The 25578-nt window shown below is 54.4% G+C and carries 22 protein-coding genes; 12 read left to right on the forward strand and 10 right to left on the reverse strand.

The window, feature by feature from the left end; genetic code table 11:
- Positions 1-6: 6 nt before the first annotated feature.
- Positions 7-399, reverse strand: a complete 393-nt coding sequence (locus FFR93_RS05000; RefSeq protein ID WP_205910727.1) for a hypothetical protein — start codon at positions 397-399, stop codon at positions 7-9.
- A gap of 387 nt (positions 400-786) precedes the next feature.
- On the opposite strand from FFR93_RS05000, the gene FFR93_RS05005 reads away from it, so the two are divergent.
- The 4 genes from FFR93_RS05005 to FFR93_RS05020 all read left to right on the forward strand — a co-directional run bounded on the left by FFR93_RS05005 (position 787) and on the right by FFR93_RS05020 (position 5539).
- Positions 787-1296 carry a GNAT family N-acetyltransferase gene (locus FFR93_RS05005; RefSeq protein ID WP_138392274.1) on the forward strand — a complete coding sequence of 170 codons (510 nt, stop codon included), beginning with the start codon at positions 787-789 and terminating at the stop codon, positions 1294-1296.
- A gap of 129 nt (positions 1297-1425) precedes the next feature.
- Positions 1426-1974 (forward strand): hypothetical protein, encoded by a 549-nt coding sequence (locus FFR93_RS05010; protein ID WP_138392275.1) that lies wholly within the window; start codon positions 1426-1428, stop codon positions 1972-1974.
- A 6-nt stretch (positions 1975-1980) separates the two neighbouring features.
- The gene (locus FFR93_RS05015; protein WP_138392276.1) at positions 1981-2700 is read left to right on the forward strand and encodes a hypothetical protein; all 720 of its coding nucleotides are present in this window, start codon (positions 1981-1983) and stop codon (positions 2698-2700) included.
- Positions 2701-2785: 85 nt separating this feature from the next.
- Positions 2786-5539: a hypothetical protein gene (locus FFR93_RS05020; protein ID WP_138392277.1), complete on the forward strand. Its 2754-nt coding sequence runs from the start codon at positions 2786-2788 to the stop codon at positions 5537-5539.
- Positions 5540-5543: 4 nt separating this feature from the next.
- Here the strand turns inward: FFR93_RS05020 and FFR93_RS05025 are convergent, their stop codons facing one another.
- The 3 genes from FFR93_RS05025 to FFR93_RS05040 form a co-directional block, all read right to left on the reverse strand.
- Positions 5544-6311, reverse strand: coding sequence for a hypothetical protein (locus FFR93_RS05025; RefSeq protein WP_138392278.1), 768 nt, complete (start codon positions 6309-6311; stop codon positions 5544-5546).
- Positions 6312-6363: 52 nt separating this feature from the next.
- Entirely contained in the window at positions 6364-7041 is a 678-nt protein-coding gene (locus tag FFR93_RS05030) for a hypothetical protein (RefSeq protein WP_138392279.1), read from the reverse strand.
- Between the two features lie 501 nt (positions 7042-7542).
- On the reverse strand, positions 7543-8157 hold the full coding sequence (locus tag FFR93_RS05040) for a hypothetical protein (protein WP_138392280.1): 615 nt from the start codon (positions 8155-8157) through the stop codon (positions 7543-7545).
- Between the two features lie 169 nt (positions 8158-8326).
- On the opposite strand from FFR93_RS05040, the gene FFR93_RS05045 reads away from it, so the two are divergent.
- The 3 genes from FFR93_RS05045 (at position 8327) to FFR93_RS05055 (ending at position 14831) form a co-directional block, all read left to right on the forward strand.
- Positions 8327-8686, forward strand: coding sequence for a hypothetical protein (locus FFR93_RS05045; RefSeq protein WP_138392281.1), 360 nt, complete (start codon positions 8327-8329; stop codon positions 8684-8686).
- Positions 8687-8796: 110 nt separating this feature from the next.
- Positions 8797-11466, forward strand: coding sequence for a PD-(D/E)XK nuclease family protein (locus FFR93_RS05050; RefSeq protein ID WP_138392282.1), 2670 nt, complete (start codon positions 8797-8799; stop codon positions 11464-11466).
- A complete protein-coding gene (locus tag FFR93_RS05055) occupies positions 11463-14831 on the forward strand; it encodes a UvrD-helicase domain-containing protein (RefSeq protein ID WP_138392283.1) in 3369 nt (1122 codons plus the stop codon). Before FFR93_RS05050 ends, FFR93_RS05055 begins: the two co-directional genes overlap by 4 nt.
- Before the next feature lie 96 nt (positions 14832-14927).
- On the opposite strand, the gene FFR93_RS05060 is transcribed toward FFR93_RS05055, so the two are convergent.
- The gene (locus FFR93_RS05060; RefSeq protein WP_138392284.1) at positions 14928-15299 is read right to left on the reverse strand and encodes a hypothetical protein; all 372 of its coding nucleotides are present in this window, start codon (positions 15297-15299) and stop codon (positions 14928-14930) included.
- Positions 15300-15409: 110 nt separating this feature from the next.
- Between FFR93_RS05060 and FFR93_RS05065 the strand changes: the two genes are divergently transcribed.
- From FFR93_RS05065 to FFR93_RS05075, 3 genes are read left to right on the forward strand one after another with little or no spacing between them, the layout of a single operon-like run.
- On the forward strand, positions 15410-16303 hold the full coding sequence (locus FFR93_RS05065; RefSeq protein WP_138392285.1) for a hypothetical protein: 894 nt from the start codon (positions 15410-15412) through the stop codon (positions 16301-16303).
- A complete protein-coding gene (locus tag FFR93_RS05070; RefSeq protein WP_138392286.1) occupies positions 16290-18278 on the forward strand; it encodes a type IV secretion system DNA-binding domain-containing protein in 1989 nt (662 codons plus the stop codon). The genes FFR93_RS05065 and FFR93_RS05070 overlap by 14 nt, the downstream gene beginning before the upstream one ends.
- A 4-nt stretch (positions 18279-18282) precedes the next feature.
- On the forward strand, positions 18283-18864 hold the full coding sequence (locus FFR93_RS05075; RefSeq protein WP_138392287.1) for a hypothetical protein: 582 nt from the start codon (positions 18283-18285) through the stop codon (positions 18862-18864).
- On the opposite strand, the gene FFR93_RS05080 is transcribed toward FFR93_RS05075, so the two are convergent.
- The 3 genes from FFR93_RS05080 to FFR93_RS05090 all read right to left on the reverse strand — a co-directional run bounded on the left by FFR93_RS05080 (position 18854) and on the right by FFR93_RS05090 (position 21822).
- Positions 18854-19378, reverse strand: coding sequence for a hypothetical protein (locus FFR93_RS05080; protein ID WP_138392288.1), 525 nt, complete (start codon positions 19376-19378; stop codon positions 18854-18856). The genes FFR93_RS05075 and FFR93_RS05080 overlap by 11 nt on opposite strands.
- A complete protein-coding gene (locus FFR93_RS05085) occupies positions 19378-19836 on the reverse strand; it encodes a hypothetical protein (RefSeq protein ID WP_138392289.1) in 459 nt (152 codons plus the stop codon). The genes FFR93_RS05080 and FFR93_RS05085 overlap by 1 nt, the downstream gene beginning before the upstream one ends.
- A gap of 69 nt (positions 19837-19905) precedes the next feature.
- Positions 19906-21822 carry a protein-disulfide reductase DsbD domain-containing protein gene (locus FFR93_RS05090; protein WP_246661285.1) on the reverse strand — a complete coding sequence of 639 codons (1917 nt, stop codon included), beginning with the start codon at positions 21820-21822 and terminating at the stop codon, positions 19906-19908.
- Positions 21823-22083: 261 nt separating this feature from the next.
- On the opposite strand from FFR93_RS05090, the gene FFR93_RS05095 reads away from it, so the two are divergent.
- Both FFR93_RS05095 and FFR93_RS05100 read left to right on the forward strand, forming a co-directional pair.
- Entirely contained in the window at positions 22084-23136 is a 1053-nt protein-coding gene (locus FFR93_RS05095; RefSeq protein WP_138392291.1) for a sigma-70 family RNA polymerase sigma factor, read from the forward strand.
- 36 nt (positions 23137-23172) lie between these two features.
- Positions 23173-23862 (forward strand): hypothetical protein, encoded by a 690-nt coding sequence (locus FFR93_RS05100; protein WP_138392292.1) that lies wholly within the window; start codon positions 23173-23175, stop codon positions 23860-23862.
- A gap of 6 nt (positions 23863-23868) precedes the next feature.
- Here the strand turns inward: FFR93_RS05100 and FFR93_RS05105 are convergent, their stop codons facing one another.
- Both FFR93_RS05105 and FFR93_RS05110 read right to left on the reverse strand, forming a co-directional pair.
- The gene (locus tag FFR93_RS05105; protein ID WP_171049089.1) at positions 23869-24840 is read right to left on the reverse strand and encodes a metallophosphoesterase; all 972 of its coding nucleotides are present in this window, start codon (positions 24838-24840) and stop codon (positions 23869-23871) included.
- A 156-nt stretch (positions 24841-24996) separates the two neighbouring features.
- Positions 24997-25518: a hypothetical protein gene (locus FFR93_RS05110; protein WP_138392294.1), complete on the reverse strand. Its 522-nt coding sequence runs from the start codon at positions 25516-25518 to the stop codon at positions 24997-24999.
- Positions 25519-25578 lie beyond the last annotated feature (60 nt).

Raw genomic sequence — 25578 nt, forward strand, 5'->3', positions numbered from 1 at the left:
CGAGCCTCAGCAGCCTTCTTCCAAAAGTCGCCTTGCCTGCATGTTATAGACCAGCTTCGAGAAATCATGCGGCAAGCGGAACTCCTCACCAGGATCAAGCGATATAGAGCGCTCGCACTCACGCAAGCACCATTTGTTTTGGCGATGGGGACCGGCATTGTGGAGAGGCTTGGCGTGGCCTCCTTCATATGTACCGGGGTCTGCAGGGGCCTCACCCAGCTCGGAATCGGGCAAGAACGCATAGTCATCGGGGTCGACATCAGAAAACTCGATCTTCGGCCGGTGATTGATACCCCAAGCCTTTTTGCAGTTCCCATCACACAGCAGAAGCTCATTGTAGCCGCCTGCAGGAATTTCGCGATAGGTCAGTCCCGCGAGCTGTTCAGCTGTGTAATCCATGTTGTTTTCCCTGTCTCGCTCTTGGATTTCAGCCGAAATTGCGGGCGCGGCCGTCGAGGATCGCCCGGGCCTGAGCATGCATAGAAAGCGTAAGAGCTTCACATTGGCGACGCTCAAACCGGCTCATAGGTCGAACAACGCTATCAGCCTTTGGTGGGGCCTCGAAAATTCTTGCGAAAATTTCAAGCAGAGTGCGCATAGGACGATGAAACCAAAGTCCAGAAACCACGTCAACGCTCAATTTCACGAAAATTTCGATATTTTTCCTTGCGAAGAGGGATTTACCAGGGAACCATTGCCGCAAGCTCACAAGGAATTCTCGAAATGCACGTTCTGAACGCTTCGACCGACAGCCCGGCACCTCTTCAATCGGTAACGATCAAATGGGTGGCTGATGAGGTGACCAGGCAGGCGCTCATCGACGACCTGATGGCTCGAACCGAGTTTTCAGACACATGGCCATTTATGGACTGGGTCGACGAAGCTGCGGCTGATCAGGACACGAAAATTCTTGGTGCCTACAATTCCGACCTCGGTCAGTGGGCCGGGTTCATCGCCTATCGTTCGGAGTTCCACATCAAGCCTGAAAAGCCCGGAAAGGCGTTGCTTGAAGCCGAGATTTCAATCGAAAGCCTTTACATTACTGAGCAGGAACGCAGAAACGGTGTTGCAGCCACATTGATGCAGGTGGCCATGGAAACCGTCAACGCCTCAATCCAGGCCATACGGGCGCAGAACCTGCTTCTAAAGCTGGATTTGCGATTAAACTTCATTGCGGACTGTTTTTCCGAACCTGCGCACAAGGTCGCTTCGAATGGCCTTAACAGGCTCTGCTCTCTCCAGGGAGAAAAGATCGAGGTGCAAAGCCAGATCACCCTTTCCGTGGCCGACGAATAAAGATGGTCGGCGCGAGGAATTCGTGTCTTTAGACGATCAAAAACTGCGGATAATTCCTTGCGCTTACCTTGTTTAAAATCTAGCTTTAATATCTTGTCCTAGAATTGTCAGCTGAAGAGCTACGCACTCATGTCCCCATTCCCCAACATTCGCCGCCGACAGGACATCCTGTTCGTCTGCGGAGCCGACCGGTCTTTGAATGCAGCGACGATTATGGCCGAACTGACGCAACGAAAATCGGGCTGGATAGCGTGCTTTGCCGAAGTAGGGAAACCTGACTTAAATATCGCCGCGCAGCTGCAACTGGCACGTTTCGAAGTTAGTTTTTCTGACGCAGCCCAAATTGCACCGGTCATTCGGAGCGCCGACATCGCCATTCTTGAAGGGCTTCCATGCGCTTTGAGCGACATCGTCTCAACAACCTGGCAGGCAAAATGCGATCTCATTGGCGAAATCCTCACGGAAACGATTGAAGACGCTTTCAGCCAGATCAGAATTCATTTCCTCAAGCATTGGTATGGAGACACGGCAAAGCGCGCAGAACGAGTCCGCGTCTTTTTCGAAGGCCAGGACGTCACGGCTGAATTTCGTGCCCATGAGGAACGAACTCGCCTCAGATATCCTCCAATGAACACTCAAGTCGCCAATCCCGGATCGCGCGACAACTATCACATGTGAGCAACCATGCAGAACCTGAAGATCAACAACAGCCACCCACGCGATGACGTCATGAATGTTCGGATGACAACGAACTTCCCGAGAAATGACATCATCAACAACCCACCGGCACCGGCCTGCAACCCGAACTTCGTGATCCGGGACGAGAGCCGAGTGATTATCTTTTCCGGCGAAGATCGTCGAGAACCCTCCGACCTTGCAGCTCTCAGCTATCGCGTCGTTGCACTCACGCGCAATTCGATGTGTACCGTGTTTGGCAATCTGCCATTTATCAAGCGTTTCGAAGCAATGATCCCATCGGGCTCATTCCTTTTGAGTGTCGCGGGCAATCAGGCGACGGAAGAAAATCGGCAAAACCTGTTCAAGAACTTTTGCGACAACGACCCATTCATCCACATTTTCGACGATTTGGCCCTGAGTCCTTACTTTTTCTGTGCCCGCAGAGCCTTCAATGCAAACTTCTGCATCATCGCGACCCTCATCGCCAGCTTGAAAACGCAAGTGTTTGAACGAGTTGGTCGAATGGTTGTGCTCAGCAGTCTGGAGAAGGAACGCACTGGATGGGACGAAGTCGAGCGGTCGAAAACCATTTCGATCATCCATGACGGCGTCGATGTCTCTGAAGAATTCCATCGCTGGTTTGAACAAAGCGACAAGGAAAAGCTGCTTCCTGTTCGCGGGATCGACGGCCTCGGCATGGTGAACGGCGTGAGCGGAACCGCCTAACGTCTTAACCTTGTTGCAAATTCGCACTTGCCGAGGAATGACCATAAGGATATGGGGCAGCGACACCCTGCCATGAGGTCGGCACTTGCGACGCGTGAACGAACCGCTTGCCAAATCTATATTCGTTGGCCTGATCATCGGACTGTCATTGTTCCTGACAGCCCTAGTTCTTGATGACGCGTCATCCATTGTCGAACATTTCAAGCGGCTCATCAGTGAAGCGACCCACAGCAAGCGGCTGGCGGAGAGTCCGAAGCTATGGCACAAGGCGACGGCGATCTCCATAAATGACGGCCTGATCATCACGATATCTCTGTTTTGCGCACTGATCGCGACCTTTACACTCGCGTTTCTTCCAGACAAAAACCGTCCTTTGATCGGGAAGCTCTGGCCGATCTATCCGCACATTCTCGACGACCACAACCTCAGCAGAAAGGATGATCACATCCATCTGGTGAGCGGACATGTCCCTTTTCATGGGCGCGATGGGCTGTTGAATGAATTGCTTCGAAAGATTCAGACCTGTGAGAGGAACAAGTACATTACAATCTCAGCAAACCCTGGAATGGGAAAAACCCGTCTCGGCATTGAGCTGATGAGGATGATGCGCAACGCTGGTTGGGATACTGGCTTCCTCAAACTAGACGTAACTCCCGAAGTTCTGTCGCGTTTTAGGTTCCGACGGAAAACGCTTGTATTCATAGATGACGCGGACGCGCGTTCGCACCTCTGGCAACTGGTTGGATCGCTGCTTGAACGGGAACCGCTGGTGATCGTCGTCCTCGCTGGGCAATGCCTTTCGAAGCCGCCCGCCTTCGACCTGGACCATCCGGACATGACGATCATATTTCGTCTCCTGCACGAATGCAGTCTGCAGAAACTGCCATACAAGGCACTGACCGCGATATCACCGAAAGCCTCTCTTGACGATCTTCAAAAATGCGATGGAAATCCGGGCGCGCTGCTGTATGTGGAAGACGCGGCGACAGATATGCTCTTTCATGCAGAGCAGATTCACACGCTCGCAAAACATATGAACGCGCTGGATTTGCTGAAACTGAGCGTTTTCTGTGGCCCATTGAGCTACGCCGAGATGCCCCCTGAACTTGTCAGCAGAAAGCCGTTGGCGACGCTCTGCCTGATTTTCCGGGGCACCCGCGTGCGCATCCTGGACGGGACTATCCCTGCAATCCAGCCATGCATGATGGCCGACGAGATTGCCTTCATCCTGCTGCAGAATATGGGCGACGACGATCTTCGACAGCTTATTGCATCGCACGTCAAGCTCAACCCGCATGCCCTGCGCTCCCGGATCGCAAACCTTCTGAAAAACAGATGGCCGTCGGCAAAGAGGATGGCGACTGCGGAAAAACTGAGCCACCTGTTCAACCAGATGGCTCCCGAATTCTCGATAGCCCGGGAACACGAGGCCCGCCTGATCGCCAGCGCTCTGGAAGGCGACCACCCATTCGACGTGAGGATCGCTGCGCGCCGGATCGAGGAGCTTTGGTTCTCCAGCCCAGACAATGAGAACCTTTTCCGGCTTTATGCGGAGAGTGTGCCGAAGCTGCAGGAGAAGCTTGCCGACCTTGGCCTCACTGACGACGCCCGCGAAGTCTTCCAGAGGTTTTACGGCCACACACGCTCGGCAAATCTGCCGCAGCTTCGGCAGTCGGACGAATATCGCAGGATGGCGATGGCTTCGCTTTTGACGTGTTACAAAGCGAAGGTAGATGACGCGCTCGGCAACACGCTGTACATCCGTTGCCAGGAAGAGCTGGAACAGGCACTGAATGACATCAATATCGGCAACGCCGCATCGACGATGCACCTGTTCCTTGCCATGATCTACGATGCTGGTCAGCGCAAGAATGAGACCGAATTGGAAAAGCTCACCTCAATGGTGATGAAATTCATGGAACATCCGGCTTGCGGAGCATCCGTGCCGGTGCATCGGATTTTCTTCGAGATCGCGAGGTCGGCGTCATCCTTTTACGCTCGGCTCGATAGACCTGGTCTGATCCAAGCATGGCTGGACCGGGCAAAGCAGGTCAATCGAAACTTCAACTCAGCCGTTGATACGCAAATGCTGATGGCTGAAGCCCATATGGCAACGGAACTCATGCTGACCAACGCGTCATTGGGCAAGATGACGGACATGGAAGAGGCAGCCAAGCAGTTCAGGTCCCTTGCAGCGCGGATACCGATCAATAGCAGACGGGCACTGGAACCAACATGGGCCACCATGGCATCAGCTGCGATTACCTGCTACCGGGAATACGGCAGATTGGGCGACGTAGAACGTTGGGCAAAGAACCTGATGTCAATGCCGACCGAGAAGGCCAACAGCGTCAAGCAACACGAGCAGAACCAGGTCGAAATCATGCGCAGTGAGGTCAAGATGATCGCAACGGTTATCGAGACCTTCCTTGAGAACGAGCACCCGGAAGCGGCGGAACGGTGGGCGCTCAACATGACCGAGGTCATGAACAGGATGCCGGGGTATGAATGCAGGCAGTGTGTCGAGGCGCAGATGCAGACAGCCCTGAAAATGATCAACTACTACGCCATAAAAGACTATTCGAAGTTGCCAATCTGGGGACATAGACTGACGGTGATCATGGAGAAGCCGTTGTCGAACTGGAACGCAAAGATCGCTATTATTGCGATGGAGGCCACCAAGACTCTCATCACAGCGGCGCTCGTCCATGGCCGGAAGGATATGGCCATGAAGTGGCAGGATACGGCCGATGCGATCTCAGTGAAGTTCGGGGAACAACCCGATATCAGACGACTTCACGAGAAGATTAAGTCCAACCGTATCCTGATCAACGCCTGATGCGTCACATCCGCATGGATGGAGCCGCCTCGCGTTCATCACGCACAGGCGGTGGCGAGAGGCTAGAAGTTTCCTCCGAACGGCTCGAAAGCCTCAGCGGAACACCCGGTTCGAAAGCTACACCTGCCGTATAGGCGTCGTCGACACAGTTTTCGAAGACAGCGTGCTCGCCCAGAACCACAAGTCCTTCAGCGGATGGACGGAACGTGACAGCGTTCACATGGCTAGGTGACCACCCATAACCGTTGATGGGATCGCTCAGGCCGACATAAATCCCGTTCACACCAGTCAAAGTGATCTGATTATCCTCAGCAAGGGCCTTCTCGACGACCTCCGTTGGAGCCTGGAATACGATGACGGGCGTACCGCGCCCACGACTTTCAGCCAACACTTCTTCGACTTGAGCGGGCGTCAAATTGGCAGGAAAGTCCTCGTCATGGCTCCAAAGCCTGCTTTCAGGGTCTTCCCAGGCCTCGGCCAGTTCGGCAGCCGTTTCCATGGCGAACGAGATACGGGACTGGTCAACGCCCGCCCTCAATAGACCTTCAGCCGTTGGCTTGGCAGGGTCGAAGCCATATTTCGTAATCAAATAGTCGCGCCAGGCTTCGGTCGATACGTTGGCGAGGCCCATTAACTGGTAGAGATTTCGCTGCTGCGTATCGAGGAGAGCCGGAACCCAGGATAGTGATGGCTCAGGCTGCACGAGGTGATCGATAATATGGGATTTCGCGTTCAACCCGTAATAAAACGCAACCTTGGTCATTTCTGTCATGGCGTAAACTCCGATGGCTTTCGGTGATTGAACACCATACTGTTGCTTATGACTAACCGACCTGTGCCTTGGCCGGTTTCGAGGCTAGCGGCACAATGGTTGGACCCTTACCAGCCTTGATTGTGTCCAGCATCGATTGTCCCTTTTCCGCAAGATAGGCGTCAGCAAGCGCCTTGCCCTCCGCAGCAGGTAGTTCCTTCCCATCCTGCCAATATTCGATGTTGCGATAAGGGCGCTTGGGTTTAAATCGATGAATGGTGCCGAAAACGTCAGTCTGATACTCCTCTCCCAGGTGCATCACGGCGACAAACAACGGCGGACGGCCTTCCAGAACCGTGTTGTCGATGAAAATTCGGTGTTTTTCGACGTCCTCTCTTTTAACGGTACCGGCATCGATACGCTTAGTGAAAGAAGGGAGAGCGAGATAGGGACAAACCTGCATGGCATATCGATAACATTCGTAATGCATCGGCGGGTCGATGTAAGCGCCTCCTTCCATGAATGCACTTGCCGGGCCGCCGACCGTCCAGCGACCACGGAGCAAAGCCCCACCGCAAATAGGGCACTGCTTCTTGCGCAAGTGAACCTGCCGCTTTTCGTCGTCATTGATTGTGAAATGCGGCTTGCCTGTCTTGTCGACCAGCACGTTCACCGGGATTGGATAACCCCGTCGATCTTTCGGCAAATGACGCATACGCGCCGGTATTTCCACTGTTTTGAAGTCGAACATGCACTATCCCGGAATAACGGCAAAGCCTGTGCCGCGTTCGATCCGGTTTTAATCAGGCGTTGCGCTCTTGTCCATCACCCAGCTGGTCGGGAAACATCCAGGTCTCGGCCGGGTCATCATGTGTGTAGGGGATTCCGGCTAGCTTGAATGCCCATGGCGACCTCCCAAAAACAGGAGACGACAAGCTGCGTCTCCACAATCGCACCTTCCGGTGCGACTGTGGTCTGGTCATTGACCGGGACCTCAATGCGGCGATGAACCTGCGCCGCCTCGGGCTTCAGGCCCTTGGACTGCAACATATCAATCAAGACGTAGGGCAGACTATGCCCGAACGGGCTTTACGGCGAAGACGTCGCAAAGCTGACGCCTGTGGAGAGGCCTCTGGCGGGAGGGGAGCATCAGCAACCCTTAGTCATGCTTCGCGGAGACAGGAACCGGCTCGAAGTTCAACCGAACTTTCCAGGTAGCCCATCTGATCGCGGGTCAAAGCCATGAACAACCTCATGCTCCGATCATAACCAGGCGAGGTTCCTCAAAGCCGGTGAACTGACCTACCCTCGGATTATCGTCATAAAAACGGCAAGCCGCATCGTTCGATATCTCATAGAACGCTTCCTTCACCTCATCCGGCACCGACGAGGAAACATCGACGATGGTCCGGATTGTCCAGTCGCTTTGGTGAGATTTCAGCTCCTCGATCAACCAAAGCCAGTCGGTCTGCATCTGCAGACAAACCGCAGCAAGCGCCGCCGACAGCTCCATGTTGACACCAACCTCACGATCTTTGCTGGTCTTGACGATCTTCGGCAGAGCAATGCGATAGATCAGAACGCCCTCTTCCCATGTGGCCGAACGCTGAAACGAGATGAAAGCGAAGGAGCCCGTATCTTCTTCGACCGCCTTGAAGCCAGGCTCGGCAGAGATATCGGGGAACGTCGTCTGAGGAACGATCAGCACACCGTCATCGTCATCAAAGTGGTCATTCCAGTCGAACGGCCCCGGGAAGCCGGAATTGGCACCGATATCGGGGACATGCAGTTTCCAGCCAGAAACGGATGGCGAGAAAAACGAAAGAAGCGACGGAAACCCTTCGTCGGAGAAAGAGCGGAGTCCCATTTTTACAAATCCGATCGTCAGAATAAACAGGAGTGGAATTCAGACCTGGTATGGGCACGCCGTCAATAGCAAGCAAAGGATTTCTGCGCAAAATTCCTTAAATCGGTTTACGAGGGAACTTTCTTGTCGCACCATTTAACTCCTTTGTACCGGCATAGGAGGCTATGTGATGGCTAAAACCCGAATTTCATCGCACGCGCTGGTACGCTTCCTCGAACGTGGCTTCGACATGGATTTCACTGAAATCAGGATCGAAGCAGCGGTCATGCTTTCCAAACCGTCCTGGAAACACGTAAGCGACAACGACCTCGTAGCATATATCGAGGAAAACATGGACCTGCAGGATTTCCGCACAAAACTATACCACGACCTCAATCAGGCGACCGTCATCCACGAAACCAAAATCGAATACTATAAGCGGATGAAAAGCGGCCTTATTGCCGTGATCGTAAAGGCAACTCGTAGCATCGCGACAATCTTGCCGTCGAATTATATCGTGAAGGGAATGCAGGCGCAGTTGGTCGCTTAAACCTCACTAGAGAATTCCTTCATAATCGCGCATGAAACTCCCATTCGCCCTTTACATTGATCCCGCTTCAGCTAAATAGGAAGTGGAAAAGTCAACAATTTGGCGGACGCATGTCGGATAACTCCTATCTTAACGAAATCAAGAGCACCGCGATCCGAAATGGACGTCTGGCAATGGCAAGCGAACGCTTCTTCGCAGCAGCGCGAGGAGTCGAAGGGCTTCAGGTCATGGCCATCGAGCATGTGGCAGCTCGCCTTGCAGGCGGCATGCTGGAAATGGTCGATATCGTCTCGCTACGTGAATTTGTCGCTGAAGTGCTCCCTGACGTTGACATGGGAGAACTGAACGGTATTCAGACGCTACCGGGCATGGCAAAAGCCGCTGCCTCGTCTCTGATGAAATTCTGGATGTCGGGTATCGATCCAGACACGGTCAGGCATCTGCCGCGCATGCAAGCGATCCTCGCGCTTGAAGAAGCCGTCCTCGAACGCATGCCCGCCAACATGAAAAGACCGGTCGATCTGCGTGACCTTGCGGTTAAACGGGCGCATCTTTCATCGCGCATCTTCGGTCAGATCACGATCAGGGGTATGACCAATCTCCACCCAGTATGGCAATCCCTCATTCTTGCCATCGCCGAGCACCAGCCGGAACGAAAGCCTTTGATCTGGGAAGCTGGTCCACGCGACACGCCCGCATGGCTTTCGGACAAGATCAGGGTTGTCAGATCGCTGCCAACCACACCAGAAGCCGCTGCGGTCACCTGCGCCAACGCGCGGCACGAAGTGGTTGAAGCCATCCGATGGGTCCGTCAGCTGATGATCGATGGCGTCGATGGCAGTGAGATCGCGATTGCGACAACCTCAACCAGCGCTTACGACGACATATTCACGTCTGCGGCAGCGGAAGCCTCACTTAAGATACATCTCGTTCATGGCATGTCTTCGATCCACACCGCCGAGGGACAGGCCTGTGCGGCGCTGGCAGACATTCTCCTGCGCGGCATTTCTCAAAAACGCGTTCGTCGCCTCATCGAGCTTTGCCGCAAGAGCGCTGACCTGATCAACGGGCTCCCGGAAGACTGGACACACCATCTGAAACAGGATGCATCGCTCACGACCTACGAACGGTGGGTCGCGGCTCTCCAGAAGCAATCAGCAACGCCGATCCGCGAGCGCATCCTCCCATTTGTCAAGCTCCTGACAGGTGGCGTGGAACATGCTGCTGAGATCGGTGAAGCCGTTCTTTCCGGCAAGGCACACGACATCTGGAAGCGCGCACTGCGTGATGGTCCTGCCCACGCGCTCGACAAGACTATTCCGGCTATCCGTGTAACGGATGACCTGAACCCGCTGCTCCATCCCTGCTTTATGAGCGCCGAAAACCTTGCCAGCAGCCCTCGCAGCCATGTCCGCTTGATCGGGATGACGTCCCACTCCTGGCCACGCTTCGATACTGAAGATGCACTGATCCCGGATCATGTGATCCCCGGAGACCAACTCAATCCGATGCCTCTGCATCAGCTGGATGAAGCCGACTGGAAGACGATCTGCACGACGACCCGCAATCTCACGATGTCCTGGCCACGCAGGGATGGCGATGGCCGCAAATGCGAGCCAAGTGGCCTGCTACCAGCAATCGTCCTGAAAAACGCGATTGAACTCGGTCGGTCCCGGATTGCCGAAAACACCATGTCAGAGGGCGACCGACTGTTCTGCCGTCCGGAAGAGTTCTCAACGCTGCCATTCGCCAAACGCGCAAACAGCGTCATTTCGAACTGGTATTCGGACGAGTGGACCGAGCACGACGGTATCGTCAGTGAGAACCATCCCCGTATTGTCGCCACCTTGAGCAAGGTTCAGTCGGCAACCTCGCTTCGCAAAATGCTACGCGACCCGATCTCGTTCGTCTGGCAGTATTGCCTTGGTTTCCGCGCCCCGGAATACGAGGACGAACCGTTGCTCGTCGACGCCCGACAGTTCGGAAACCTGCTCCATGCGATTCTGCAACAGGCTGTGGAATCCCTTGAAGAGCAAGGTGGGTTCCAGGCTGCGCCGCGAACAGAACTCGTTGCCGCCATCAAGCGAGCACGTATCCTCGTCGCGCAGAAGACTGCAACCGAACAACCGATCCCACCAGACCTGATCTGGCACCAGACACTCGAACGCGCGCAGAAGATGGCGGAGCAAGCTCTGACGTTCGACTTCGAACCCTTGCCCGGTCAGATCACACATTGCGAAATCCCCTTCGGCAACGAAGAGAAGAATATTCGCAATGGCGTGCCCCTGTTCGCGAACTGCATGGTCAAAATTGAGGGTACCGACATTCATGTCGAGGGTATTCTCGACCGGCTCACTCTCAGCGGGAACATGGAAACCGCGCGGATCGTAGACTACAAGACGGGCAAGACACCCAAGGACCTGGACGCAATCCGGCTGAAGGGTGGCGAGGAACTGCAAAGGCCGATCTACTACACGGCTGTCAAAACGCTGATCGAAACCGTCAAGGAAGTCGAAGCCGGATTGTTTTACCTGTCTTCCGGCCAATACGCGGCAGCCGAAGACATGGATACCCTCGTGTCCGACATGGCCCTCTACGTTCAGAGCGCCGCGAACTACCTCTTGAGCGGCCTGGCTGTTCCCGGCAAGGGCGCAGAAGACACGTTCAACCAGCACCTGTTCGCTCTTCCGGCCAATGCAGGGGCAACCTACCTGCCGAAGAGCCTGTCTAAATCCGAGACGCGCACACCTGCTCTCGTCCAGCTTTGGAGTGAAAAATGACCGTTGTCGACATGAAACAGCGCCACAGGGCTGTGCGCGAAATCGGTTCATCGTTCATCGTCGAGGCAGGCGCTGGCTCCGGCAAGACGTCGGTGCTCGCAGCTCGCGTCATCTGCATGCTTGCAAACGGGATTGATCCGAAGAACATTGCCGCCATCACCTTCACGGAAGCCGCTGCCAGTGAACTCCTCGGCCGTGTCCGCAAAGGTATCGAGTTTTGCCTTGCATGGCAGGCACCCCAAAAAATCGGTGTGGAGCTTCAGACGGCCTTCACGGACGTCATCACCGATGAACAGAAGGCAAACCTGCAACGGGCTCAGCACGCCATCGGGTCGCTGACGATCTCCACCATCCACGGATTCTGCCAGAAACTGATTAAGCCATACCCTGTTGAAGCCAACATCGATCCAGGTGCAACCATCATCGCGGGACCGGATGCCGATCTGGCGTTCAACGACGTCTTCGAAAAATGGCTGCGGGACGAGCTGACCGAGGAGAAAGGCCGGGACAGCCTTATCGCCGCCATGATCATGCACGATCCAGGCCGCGCTCTTCCGGCAATCCGGAGTGTTGCCAACGCCCTGCGCGATCCCGCTGAAATCACTGTGTCAGAAGCGATCTTCGATGAGACGGTGACGAAGCCGTACCTCGACGCCGCTAAGGCTTTCCTCGACTGGAACGATAATCTGCCGTTCTGGTCAAATGTCGATGGGCAGCATGTCGATATCGTTGCGGCAACCCGCTCGATCTATGCCGCTGTCTCGGCGTTCAAGTTCGATGTCCCGCATGTTGCCGTGATGAACATGGTGACGCTCGGCCTCAACAACGCGATTTACACAGCCACCGGCGGCGACGTGAAGAAGTATCGCTGCAAGGGCAAATGGGCAAAGGCAGCGCCGAAAGGCATGGGCGATACCCTCTTCCAGGAAGCCGAAGCCCTATATGACCGTTTCGCGACCGCCTATCTGACACTCCGGGAAATCGCCGCGAGCTATGCTGTGCAGGAACTTCGCAACGCCGTTCTTCCGCTGATCGAACAGTATCAGACGTTCAAGCGAGAAGCAGCTGCGCTCGATTTCGACGACCTGCTCCGCTCAGCAGTGAGCCTGCTTCAGAACTATCCGGAAGTCCGCAAAGCGCTGAGCGACCGGTATCGCCACATCCTCGTCGACGAATATCAGGATACCGACCGTATCCAGACCGAAATCCTGATGCTGCTGACCTTTGAGGTCGTTGATGGCGTTTCAAGGCCCCGCCCCGGCAGCCTCTTCCTCGTCGGAGACCCGAAGCAGGCAATTTATCGTTTCCGTGGCGCAGACGTCGGAACCTATACGCTGATGCGGTCAAGGCTGCAGGAAGCGGACCCAGATGCGCTCTTGAAGATCAACGTGAACTTCCGTTCGCAGGCCCCGATCCTCGAATACGTAAACGAGGTGTTTGCGGAAAAGTTTGCTGCAAATCCGGGTTTCGAGAGGTTGGAACCGTTTCACAACAGTGGCTCCGAACTCAACATTCCGGCGGTCACCTGGTTTGACGTCGACACCAAGCTGCCCAAGCCGAACGTATCCGACTGGCGCAAGGCCGAAGCGACTGCCATCGCAGACCTGTGCAAGAGCCTGATCGGCAACTATCCGATCCGGCAGAAGAACGGCGAATACCATGTCTGCCGTCCAGGCGACATCGCTTTCCTCGTCCCCCAGGGTACGGAACTCTATCACTATGAGAATGCGCTCGAAGAAGCAGGCATTCCGATTGCGTCCCAGGCTGGCAAGGGCATGTACCGCCAGCAGGAAATTCAGGACATGATCGCGCTGACCCGAACGATTGCCGATGAGCGCGATACACTGGCGCTCGGCGCATTCCTTCGCGGTCCATTGATCGGCCTGACAGAACAGGAACTGCTCGATGAGACACATCGGCTGGGCGAACGCGCCAACGGCTCGCTGAATTTCCTCTCTGTCGGCATGGATACCTCGATCCTGACCAATGAAGTCCTGATCGACACCCTTACCAAACTTGCGATGCTGCGCGCGGAAGCCCTGAAAAAGAGCCCGCATGACATTCTGTCGGAAGCCGTAAACCTGTTCATGATCCGACCGAAGGTCCGAGCCCGTTTCAAGTCCTCGCCAGAACGACGCCTCGCCAACATCGACCGATTTCTCGAAATGTCGACGTCCTACTCGGTTCGTGGTTTCCGAGCCTTCTCCGACGCGATGCGTGCCGCCTGGGAAGATGCGGAACGCACGTCAGAAGGCCGTCCCGATGGCCAGGAAGATGCGATCAGCTTCATCACCATGCACAGCGCCAAGGGCCTTGAATGGCCGGTCGTGTTCCCGATCAACACGATGACATCCTTCCTGCGTCCGCCACCGCTCATCAAGAACAGCGCCGCTGGCACAATGTCGATGCCATTCTTCGACATGAAGCCGTCGGATTATGGACTGGCCGCTGCACACAATGATATGGAAAACCGGATGGAACGGTTCCGTCTCTGGTATGTGGCAATGACCCGTGCGCAGAACCTGCTCATTCTCCCGCGCATCGAGAATCTGGAAACGCGGGGCGAAGCCTGGGCGCAACTCCTCGACATTGATACAGAGGTCGTGCCGAAGATTGATATCGCTCACCTGATCCCTGCCGACTGGAGCGTAAAAAAAACCTCGGTCAATCTGGAAGACAAGGCCAGGTTCGACATGAACACGGCCCAGCTCGAAGAAGCGCAGACGTCTCTGATCGATTTCGTCACACCTTCCAAACATGAGGGGACGATGGCGCTGACCTCCAGGCTCTCCATCGACGAACTGATGGACGCCGTTCCGGACCTCGATCCATATGCCGGTATTCGCGGCAGCAAGGAACGCGGTGTCATCCTTCACAAGCTGATGGAAGAGGTTCTGACGGGCGAGACATCCGATCAGCAGCCGGAACTCCAGTCGCGCGCCAAGGAACTCATCGAACAGATCGTTGCCCGGGAACTCCGTGATCTTGAAGATTTGAGCGCCTACGAGCTTGCCCGCTGCGTGGTGACAACGCTGAACATCCCGGTCGTCAAGGAACTGCGGCCAAGGCTCATTCCTGAACTCGGCACGTCCTCGCGCCGGGTGGTCGAGGGTCGGACCAAGATCATGTACGGCATCATGGATGCGGCCGAAGTGTTGCCTCCCGGGGCCGATGGCAACGCCTACGTGGCAAGCGTCATCGACTGGAAGAGTGACGTAAACCCGTCAAAGAAGGCCATCAATGATTATATCGATCAGGTCCGGAAGTACCTGGACGCCAAGGGAATTGGCCGAGGCCTGATTGTCTTCATGACAACCGGCCGCGTCATCGAACTGTCGATGACGGATTACAAGTGGCTGGATTAAGTCCAGACTGATCCGAAAACAAAAAGGGCGACACCACTGTCGCCCTTTTTGTTTGGTGTAAGCGTCCTTAGTCCCAGGACACGGGACAGCCTGCACTCAAAGGCCCGGAGCCGCTACAGGCTCGTCTTCGGGCTCTTCCGCCTTCCTGTAGCTCGGCAGTTCGGGAACCTCCTCAACAGGAATCGAAAGCGGCTCTGTGCGCCGGATACTCATGTAAGTGTCGTTGATGGTGCCTGTGGTTTCCAGAACCCATTCATCGCCACGCTGGTAAACCACGGTGTCGAGATGATAACGACCTTCGCGGCCATCATGTGCTTCCGACGCCGCGTTGAAGGCATCGCGAAAATCATTGCAGAACCTGTTCTGGACTTCCGGTTTCAGCGCCGACCAGGCAACGCCGGGAAATGCCCGCTCCGCCAGTTTCTTGGCACCTACCTGAACCAGATACTCATTGATAACAATTGCCATTCCAGAATTCCTTGCTCTGACTAGATTTCAGTAAAATAGGAAAGAAATTCTGTTGTCAAATCGCCGGATAAAATCGATCCTTGTTAACGATGCCAACATTGGATATGGACATGGCGGATTTCAGAACGGAAATTCTTGCCCCCTCGGACAAGCAACTTGAATGCGAAACCTGCAAATTCATAGAGCAGGGTCTTATTCGCTGGAAGAAGGCTGGCACCAATGCAGTTAGGATTTCATGCCGTGAATGCCATGTCTACGAGGACCCGCTGCGTTACAAGGGGCAGTTCAGGATGGTCTTCGAAAACGAAATGACGTCCGTTTCAATAGCCAACATGTCCCGAATGGTCGCCGCTTTTGTTCACACGGGACTGTGGTCAGACGAAATCGCCAGGCTCGTGGATGCTTGCCTGCAGAAGCAGGAAATTCCTGGAATTAGCGGCCTTCAACTGGATGAAGAACAACGGAAAAAGCTGGCAGCCGCTGTCGTGATATGGCTCGACGTCACGAGCGATGACGACGCCGAGATGATTGAAGAAATCCTCCGGCAAAAGTTCAAAGCTCGGACAGAAAAAATCGGGGCGATGCTGTCCCAGGTCATCTGCGACGACAAGAAAATTGTCAGCGACGACTGGGAAGACATCGAGGCGGCGCGACAACTGTTGGCTCCGGACGAAACGAAAATCTTTGATTGGAGTGTTCGCTACATACCCTTAGCTTTTGACTCCAGCCGCGTCAAAGGTTGGACATATCTCAAAGAAAAATTCTTCGAAGAGTTGATAAGCATCGCGACACTACGCGCCCGGATGGAGAAAGCTCTGGCAAGAGAACTACGTGACGACAGTGGTGGGGACAGCGTTGACGCCCCTCATTCAGCAGACCCATTTGCATCCGAAACCGGAAACCTGCTTGCAGGGCTCGTCGGAAGCGTCCCCGCAGCCTTTCCGCTCACCGATATGCCTACAGACCCAGCGAGCCACAGGGAGGGAAAAAATGAAGAAAACTGATTTCCTCGCCCGAAGCGCTGACTCCATCCTGTTCCTGGGAAGAGATCGGAACAATCGCGAGCTATGGCTCAACAAGAGTGAAGTCACGACGCATATGTTCGTGTCGGGATCGACGGGCTCTGGGAAAACGGAATTCCTGCTCAACCTTCTGACAAATTCGATGCTTTGGGGAACTGGAGCAATCGTGGTGGATGGCAAAGGCGACATTTCCTTCTTCTCAAAGCTTCATGCCATAGCGACGGCGACAGGGCGAAGCGACGATATCCTACTCCTGAATTTCTCGATGGCCGACGTTAAAGCACACGAAGGCATCACATCGCACACCTGCAATCCCTTCGCGATCCTGTCCGCCGACGAACTCTCCCAGATTCTGGCTGGCATGATTTCAGCCACCCGGGCCGAAGACAATATGTGGCGAGAACGCTCTATCGGGCTGATGACCACGGTCGTCCAGGCACTGGTCTGGCTCCGAAACAACAGGGGGCAACCGCTGACGGTCTCAAGGATCGTCGAGGCCTTGCCGCTCGCCGCCTTCAGGAAGCTATATGACAGCCTGGCAGCCATGCCCGAGGTGCCAGCGACGATCATCAGCCAGATGCTGACCTACCTGCAGCTGCTTCCAGGGTATAAAATGCATTTGCAGGAACAAGCTACCACGGCCTACGAACAGCACAATTACCTGACCATGCAGTGGACGCGGCCTCTTGGACTTCTTGCACAAGGCTTCGGCCATATCCTCGATGTCGAAACGCCGGACATCGATATTCGGGATGTCGTCCTGAACCAGCGCATCCTGACGATCATGTTGCCGTCTCTCGAAAAGTCGTCCTCGGACATCGAGAACATTGGGAAACTGATGATCGGGATGGTCAAGGCGATGATGGCGCAGGCTCTGCGCAACCCCGTCCAGGGGGAATGGAGCGACGTCATCAGAACGCGGTCATCGAATTCAAGATATCCGTTCCTCTTCATAATGGATGAGGTCGGGCAGTACCTGACTTCAGGAATGGACAACATGGCCCAGCAAGCGCGTTCGCTTGATTTCGGGCTGGTTTTCGCCACCCAGGACTTCGATTCCCTCATGCTCACCAATCCCAAGGTGACCAAGGCAATTCTCGCGAATACCAATACGAAAGTCCTGATGAAATCGGAATATCCAGACGGCCCCGTGGCACGCACAGTGACAGGGTTTTTCCAGGATTTCATGCATGATCGATTTGCGAAGATGGGTATGCTTCATGTTACCCGAAAAAATGCGATCAACGACAAGATCAACTACGGAAGCGGCAGTCGGACTGAGGAATATAAAAAGATCGAAGAGATCAACAAAATCCTGATCGCCGGGGCCGAACGCAACACGAAAGACAGGATTGAGACACTCCTCAAGGGATTTGAAGCTGGCGACATGATCGTCACCCACGGTAATCGGTTCACGGTTGGCAAAAGCGGGTATGTCAGACTTGTCGACGACAAGCGCAGTTACCAGGTGAACCTCGTTCCCCTGGCGCACATCCCAAATTACGACCAGGCACAGCGCGAGCGAGATCGTATAAGACAGCTCTCAGCTTCAATGGTGAAGAGAAGCAGGTCCGAGATCGATGCAGTGGATCAGGATCAGATGTCGGCAACCTGGCTTACGCACCCATATAATGCGGATTTAGGAGCCCCCGTGCACAATCTGCGCTGGATTCCGAACGATGGTCCGCACGATCATCACTATTTCGCAAAGCTTGGGCGCGACATTTATCGATACATGTTGACGGGCTTCAACAAGGCTATGGGCTTTCAGCAGGGCGGCTTTCTGCACCACGAATTGTCAGGACCAGTCGCGCGCGGCACCAGTTTGCTCGATGACAAATATGAAAAGAAGCTCGCGAAAGACAAAAAGGAACCGAAAAATCAAGACCTATCGAATGATTATATACTCCTGATCGCCTCCCAGTCTTCAGGACAAGAACAGCAAGAACGTGGATGAACTCATGAAGATTTGTTTCGACCCCGCATTCTCACACCTCGCCACACATTCCATCAACACTGATCTTGTTCAACCTGCTCCAGGAAACATTCCCCTCGATGTTCCCGCATTGGTCGAGCAACTGGAAGGCCCGTGGACGTCATTCGAAAGCCTTAATCGCCACCGTAAAAGGGGCATTCAACAACTATGGGAACGCCTGAGCGGTGGAACCGAACAGGAAGCCAGACTTGCCTTCATCACCAAGTCGGACCAAAGGATTAACAAGGAACTGCAGCAGGTGCTGGAACTCCTCAATACGAGGCATTTCTACGCAGCAACTGTCGTTCTGGGCCTCATCGAAGCGGTCAAAGCGAAGGCCTCCTTCACCTCGACAACCGATTTTGGATGGGCAAAGGTCTCGGACCCCGCTTTCTGGCACCTCATCAACGGTCATGGTCGTAGGACGGTTCACCCAAGTGTGGTCGGCGCATTCACCCATTACGAATTTGAACGCAAACAGGGAACGGCTATCAGCAGGACGGACTTCGAAGGTGCAACTTTGATTTGCTCAGACCGGACACGGTCTGTAACAGCCCTTACAGGGTAGGAACGAGGCTTGCCTGCTCGTTCTCGGGCTCATCAGCAGGTTCATTGACAGGAACGAGGTCGACAGGCGCTAAGGATGGTATCTGCATCCGTGCTTCGTCTTCTTTCCTGATTTCATATTGTTTCTTGAACAGTTCAATCGTGCTTTTGACCCCGCGAAGGTACACCATCATCGCATATGCCCGCTTGGAGTGAGACGTCAGATCAAGCGCTGTTGCGCCTTCGATGATGGCCATATCCGTAAACACGCGGTCATATGGTCCAGACTGGAAAGGCTCGTATGGTCGTTCAAAGTTGAACATAAAGAGGATGTCACCGAGAATCTCGGGAACGGTCTTTTCGCCGTCCATCCTGCCAATCCAGAACTGGCTATCCGTCCGACCTGCACGGAAAGCAAGGAATTTGATTATGCGCTTGCAGTGCTCCTCCCTTTCGGCTTCGGACTCGTTCGGGAAGAAGACTTCGTGCAGATTGAGTTCTGTGAGAACGCGGAGTGCTGTCTGCTGACGGATCATTAGAAATCCTCGTCTTCTTCAGCATGATCAGGAATACGGCTCTGACGATGATACTGAACAGCCAGGATGATGGATTTCGTTGTATGCCAATAGGCGTCATAGGCCTGCCCAAAAGATTCAGGCGACGTCAAAGGAAGGCCGGTTTGAATTTCGAGACCCGCCAGAAGCATCTGAAGTTCATGATAGAAGGAACGAGCCATACCTGCTTCATCTGCGGCTTCGTCGACGAAACGTCGATCCGCGAAATCCTTGAGATACTCGACCAGGTCTTCCGGATCATTCGTCAGATTTAAGGATTTCACGTTGTCAATTGCGGCTTCATTGGCCGCGAAAAAGGCCGCAGCGTAGGCTATATCTGCCACCGCCTTGTCACGTAGATTGTCGTTCAAGACGTCAAAATCGACATGGAGAGCGCCAGCTTTCTCTAAAACAGCGAAAACTTGTTCCCTGAGGTCCATGATTCAATTCCTTGAGGCGTATGACACATAAGAAATTGAACCACGGACAAATGAGTTGCACAACGACAATCACAGAGCTTCAAGCAATGTTCCGGGAGTGAGGATTTCCGGTAGCACCTTCCCGTTCGGATACTCTTTCGAATAAACGACGGTGAAAGGAATTCCGTAACGGCCGAAGCTTTTCAGATAATCGGAAATCGCCGCATCTTCTGCGGTCCAGTCCGCACGCATTGCCACAATGTCCGCTTCTCCGAGACGTCTGGCGACGGACGCGTTGGAGAAGGCAACGGTTTCGTTGACCTTACACGTAATGCACCACGCGGCGGTCACATCAACCAGGACGGTTTTGCCTTCTGAAACCGCCGTTGAAATCTTTGCTGGCTCGAACGGTTGCCAGTCCACCGACTTGACGCCGTAATCGAACGGATAGGACAGGAGCCCGAGGGCCAGCATTACTGTCACAATGAGCGCTGCGAGACGTTTTGAGGACAAAAGGACAAGTGTGAAAAGTCCAAGGACGGCTGCCAGAGCCAATGCGGCATATAGGCTGGTGATGGCAAGATAGGCGAGTAGTGTGCCAGAGGTCGCGACAAGCCCGAGAGCCAGGAACACCTTGAGCTTCCCCATCCACTGGCCTGACTTCGGGAGCAGACGCCTGCTTGAAGGAATGAGATAGATCAGGAAGTACGGCAAAGCCATCCCCACGCCCATCATGAGGAAGATAGCGACCATCTCGAAGGCACGGGCAGTGAATGCAAAGCCAACAACGGTTCCGACAAGAGGCGCGGAACACGGCGTCGCAAGCAATGTGGCGACAAGCCCCTGGAAGAAGGATGCAAGGCGGCCGGAGCCCTTGCCGAAAGCCAATAGCTGGTCGGTGAAACGATACGGCAGGCGGATCATGAAGCCGTCAAGCATGGCAATTGCGAAGGCCATCGTGATAATTGCCATCGCACCCAGGAAGAGCGGACTTTGAAACTGTATGCCCCAGCCGATTGCCTGACCGGCCGCCTTCAACGCAAGAATGCCGAGGGATAGTGCGACAAACGACGCCACGATACCGACGCCGGTCCAAAGGAAACTCTGGCGTCTTTCGGCATGATCCTTCGTGAAGCCCGCCAACTTGATTGCCAGGACAGGCAGGACACACGGCATCACGTTAAGGATCAAACCAGCGGCCAGGGCGATCAGCAGGCTCATAGAAAGATAGCCGTCACCCGATTTCGCAGTCAGGGAGAGAGCATAGCTCCTGACCGGTCCACCGGCCGTCTCGACCATCAACAGAACCTTTTCACTACCGGTCAATGTCTTGTTGTTGACATTACGCACTTCAAAACGAGAGAGTGACCTGCTTTCGATGCCTTTTAGCCTGGCGGCGAAATCGAGGCCCAGATCGATGACAGGTGTTGACCCGGCCTTCCATGCTGTTGAAGACAGATCGACAGTCATCTCAGAACCATCCCCAGACAACTTCGCCGATATTGGCGACTGGCCGCTATGCGTCGGTACTGTGGCCAACCATCGGTCCGTCACATCACTGAGCACGGCATTCTCTTCAGGCGTCACCATCACAGAGAGGTGCTTTCGGAAAGGCACACAGACATCGGAGCAGCCGTACAGCGTCAGATCGAGGTCAAGGAAGATCGGTTGGTTGAACGCCGTAGGCTTTAGCTTCAATGGCAGGACAACATCGCCACTATAGCCGAAACTGACAGCGCCGCTCGTTTCGTACTCCCTCGGCATTGGCCATTCTACATCCATGGCCGATAGATTTTTAGCAGAGGTGATCTTGAAAGCCGGAGGAAGGCCACCCTCCCCCGGCGACCTCCAGTAAACGTGCCAGCCTTCCTTCATCGAGATCGACAAGCCCGCATAAGCGATGTCCGAACCGGGCAAATACCTCCCTGGAATTAATTCAATATCGACGTTGTCGGCGGCGTGTGCAGGCACGAACCAGAAAATCAGTGCGAATAGAAAGGAAATCACGCGGATCAAGATAGGAATTCCTTTATGGAGAGGTCCGATATTTGGACATATTCCTTGCGCGCTGTCCATGACATTTCCGGTAATCGCAGGAGCAAGTCAACCCATCGAAACGTCAACAAGGTTTAACAGAACCTTAAAGGAGTTACGTTGTGGCAAATATAAATTAAATACGAACTGGGCCTTGAAATAGTGCTTGACGAAAAAACAAAAGACATTAAAAGAAGTGGACAGAAACAGAGATTTGCAAGGAGATAATTTCTTATGGTCACCGCAATCGCCATTGCCAAGAGCGCTGAAACTCCTACCGCCCGCGATTTCATCGCAAAGGCAAAGGCGATGCCATATCTGACGCTGGCCGAAGAAACAGCGGCTGCGCGCCGATTGGAGGAACATGGAGACAGCGACGCTCGTAATCTCCTTGTAAATTCCCATCTCCGCCAGGTCGTCAAGATGGCCATGGTCTGGGCTAAATACGGCTTCAGTGCCGAAGACCTGATCCAGGAAGGCAACATGGGTCTGATGACGGCTGTCCAAAAATTCGACGTCAGCAAGGGTCACCGCCTGACCACCTACGCGACCTGGTGGATCAAAGCTTTCATGGCCGATTACATGATGAAAAATCGGTCCAGTATTCGAATCCCGAACACCGCGAAAAACAAAAAAGTCCTGATGTTGTTGAGCAAGGCCAAGACTGCACTCGCATCGGGCAACGGCAACGTCGCGGCAATCTACAAGAAAATCGCCAAAGCTTGCGAGTGTGACATTGATACCGTCCGTATCATCCATACTCTTTCGACCGGAACCAAATCCTTCAGCGACCCGACCGGACAGGAGGAAGGTACTGGCGAATTCGGTGATTTCATCCCGGACACCGCTCCGCTTCCCGAAGAAGTCGTCGCCGATTGGGATGAACGATCTGCGCGACACAACATACTTCAGCGCGCCGTGAGCACACTCAACGAACGCGAAGCGGCAATCTTCAAATGGCGTCGCATGGTCGACGAGGACGATATCAAGACACTCGAAACGCTCTCGGGAGAATTCGGTGTCTCACGCGAACGTATCCGACAGATCGAAGTCGGGGCCTTCGAAAAGGTCCAGGCCTTCATCCATAAGGAAGAACTGGCGCGGCGTGGTGAAGAACTGGCCCGAATTGCTGCCGAGAGGACGCGTGTTTCGAAGGCTGCGACCGACAAGCCGAAGATGATCCTCGCGGCTGTCACCGAACCAAAGAAAATTGCGGCACCGAAGAAGACCCCGGGCTGGAACGTTGTCACACGCAACGGTGAACGCCAACTGGTCTTCTGCCCGTAATCGAGACCAGCCAGAACAAAGATAGAGCGAGTTTTCATGTCCTTTTCTCTGCACGACATTGGCGCGACGGCCTCGATAAAGATCGAAGAGGAAATTGCGTCACGCAAGAAAGCAGGTGCTCGCAAACTCCTTTGGAATGAGGCCGAACGAATCGCCAAGAAGGTTGCAGGTGATGCGTTCGTCGTCGATGACATAAACATCGCGACCTTGTTTTACTATGTGCCTCAAATTCTCGACCAAAAGGCGCACGACACCGAGACCGTGCGTGAATCCATTCACCGGATCGTCGTGCAAGAGGCGCTTAAAAGTTGGAAAAGCACAATCGACTGGAACGTGGCCAAGCAGCACGCTCCGTATGACCTCGGCGTGGTTGTCGATATCGTGCCGAAAGCTTTGAAATTCCTCGATACACTGTGCAGGCGGAAAGGATACTACCCCGAGGTGCATATCGAGCAAAACTGGATAGGCCTCGCCCTTCTTTATCTTGAGGATAAAACGCCCGAAAGGCTGCTGGAACTCGAAAGATCATCCGTACAGGCGGTCTTGATCTCGCTTGCGCGAGAAATTGACGGCATCGCGTGGTCCATCAAAGATGCCGCCAGTCCCAAAAGTCCGAAGGCGCTTGAGTTCCACAAAAAACTCCTGGAACTCGTAGATATGCTTTATATGATCGGTCGCGAACAGATCGACATCTTCGACGTCAGTTGGCCACAGCCAAGCAAGTGACGGCGGCTACCCACCGAACGCCATTGCCTTTTCGACCGCTAAATCGGGTCCACCAACGCTGACCAGGTTTTCAGCCATCAGAGTTTCTTCACCATCCCACTGGTAAGCGACCAGAGGGCCGCCTGCTGCGACCGAGAAGTCGAGACAGGCTCGGCGGCCGGAAAGCAGCTTAGGCTCTCCAGGCAGCCAGTAGTGGCCGAAAATCATCGGGCGGGGGTCTCGATCAACGATAAGCGATTCCTCCGGCAGCGGTGTCAACGGAATCTGCTCGAAGGAAACGTCGTCGGTAATCGCACCGTCGCGGTAGGTCGTAAGCGTTTCATCCCACCAACGTAACCTCGATGTCGTCCTGCGGGTCCCCTGAGCATCAAGATAAGAGACGCCTTCTGGCAGATCGACTTCCGGACCGCGCAGGATTTGGTCGATGGCATCCTGCTCCCAGCTTTCCTTCACGTAGGTCCGCAGAAGAACATCGAGCGGAAGCGAAGCATCGGCACTGAAATTCCGGTCGAAGGAAAGGAGCGCTTTCGGGTCCCAGCAGGCATGCGCCGCGCGGACACCCTCGCCGTCGAAGATGATCGGCATGGTGATCATCCAGGCAACAAGCTCTCTGTGCAGGTCGGAGCCTTCACCGATCTGATCAAGAAATGCCTTATGCTGCCTGTAATTCTTCTCGCTCCGTTTGCGCAGGAAGTTTCCAGGCACCAGCTCATCCGGCATGATCCAGCCAATGGCGGCGTGCTCATGGTTCCCCATCAACGCAGTGCCTGTACCCGCATCTCTCATGCGACGGAAAATATCGATACTGTCGAACTGGCGCGGTCCACGGTCCATCAGATCACCGACGGAAACGGCCATGCGGTTCGGATCGGAATGACGGTAAGCACCGTTCCGATATCGATAACCAAGTTTTTTGAGAAGTTCTTCCAGGTGGTCGGCATAGCCGTGGACATCGGCTACGAAATCTATCGCAGGCATACATACTCCCTCAGCCGCTGGCGAACCCGGAGCCATCCCCAGGAGCGACAAGAAACCATTTAGTGATGTGATAATCGTAGCAAGGTTCGCTGCAGACTACCAGAGGCGTAAATGGGAATTGTGGCAGACCAGCAATGCAGGAATGCCACAACCAGATCAGTGAGCGTTTCCAGCAGCTAGAATCCGAGCAGCTTCTGCCCAGTCGAAATTGGGAACAGCCGCAACGCGCCACTCTCCGTTTTGCCACTCATTCGGGACGACAACGGCCTTGGTTTCGATGTTACGACCTTTGATCACGCCGAGGATGATTTGACGGTCGCCATCAAACTTGGTGTAAATCAGGTGATCTCCGTAGCTCTGGCATGGGCTACCCGGCTTGTTCAGCAAGTCCTGCTTCATGATCTTGATCGTGCAGCGCTGGTCCGCAACCGAGTTCATGTAATTGAGAACAAAGAACCGGTCGCCACCCTTCTCAACATCGAAGATCGGACGGTTTTCTTCCTGGGCGACCTTCTTCGATAACGATAGATCGATTGCAGCCAGTCCTTTTACCGTGTCCGAGATAAAAGCACCGGTTCCGAAGGCGACATTCAGCACGGTGCCAATAAACAGAGCAAAGGTATAAAAAACCGCGTTGCCGAACCGAGCTTTCGCGTGTCTTTTAATTAAAACAGTCATGAGAACAATTCCATACGCTGGTTTTAGCTGCCTTATTGCGAAGGAATTCTCCAAGACTGT

This window comes from Rhizobium sp. MHM7A (genome assembly GCF_005862215.1).
Lineage (GTDB): Bacteria > Pseudomonadota > Alphaproteobacteria > Rhizobiales > Rhizobiaceae > Rhizobium > Rhizobium bangladeshense.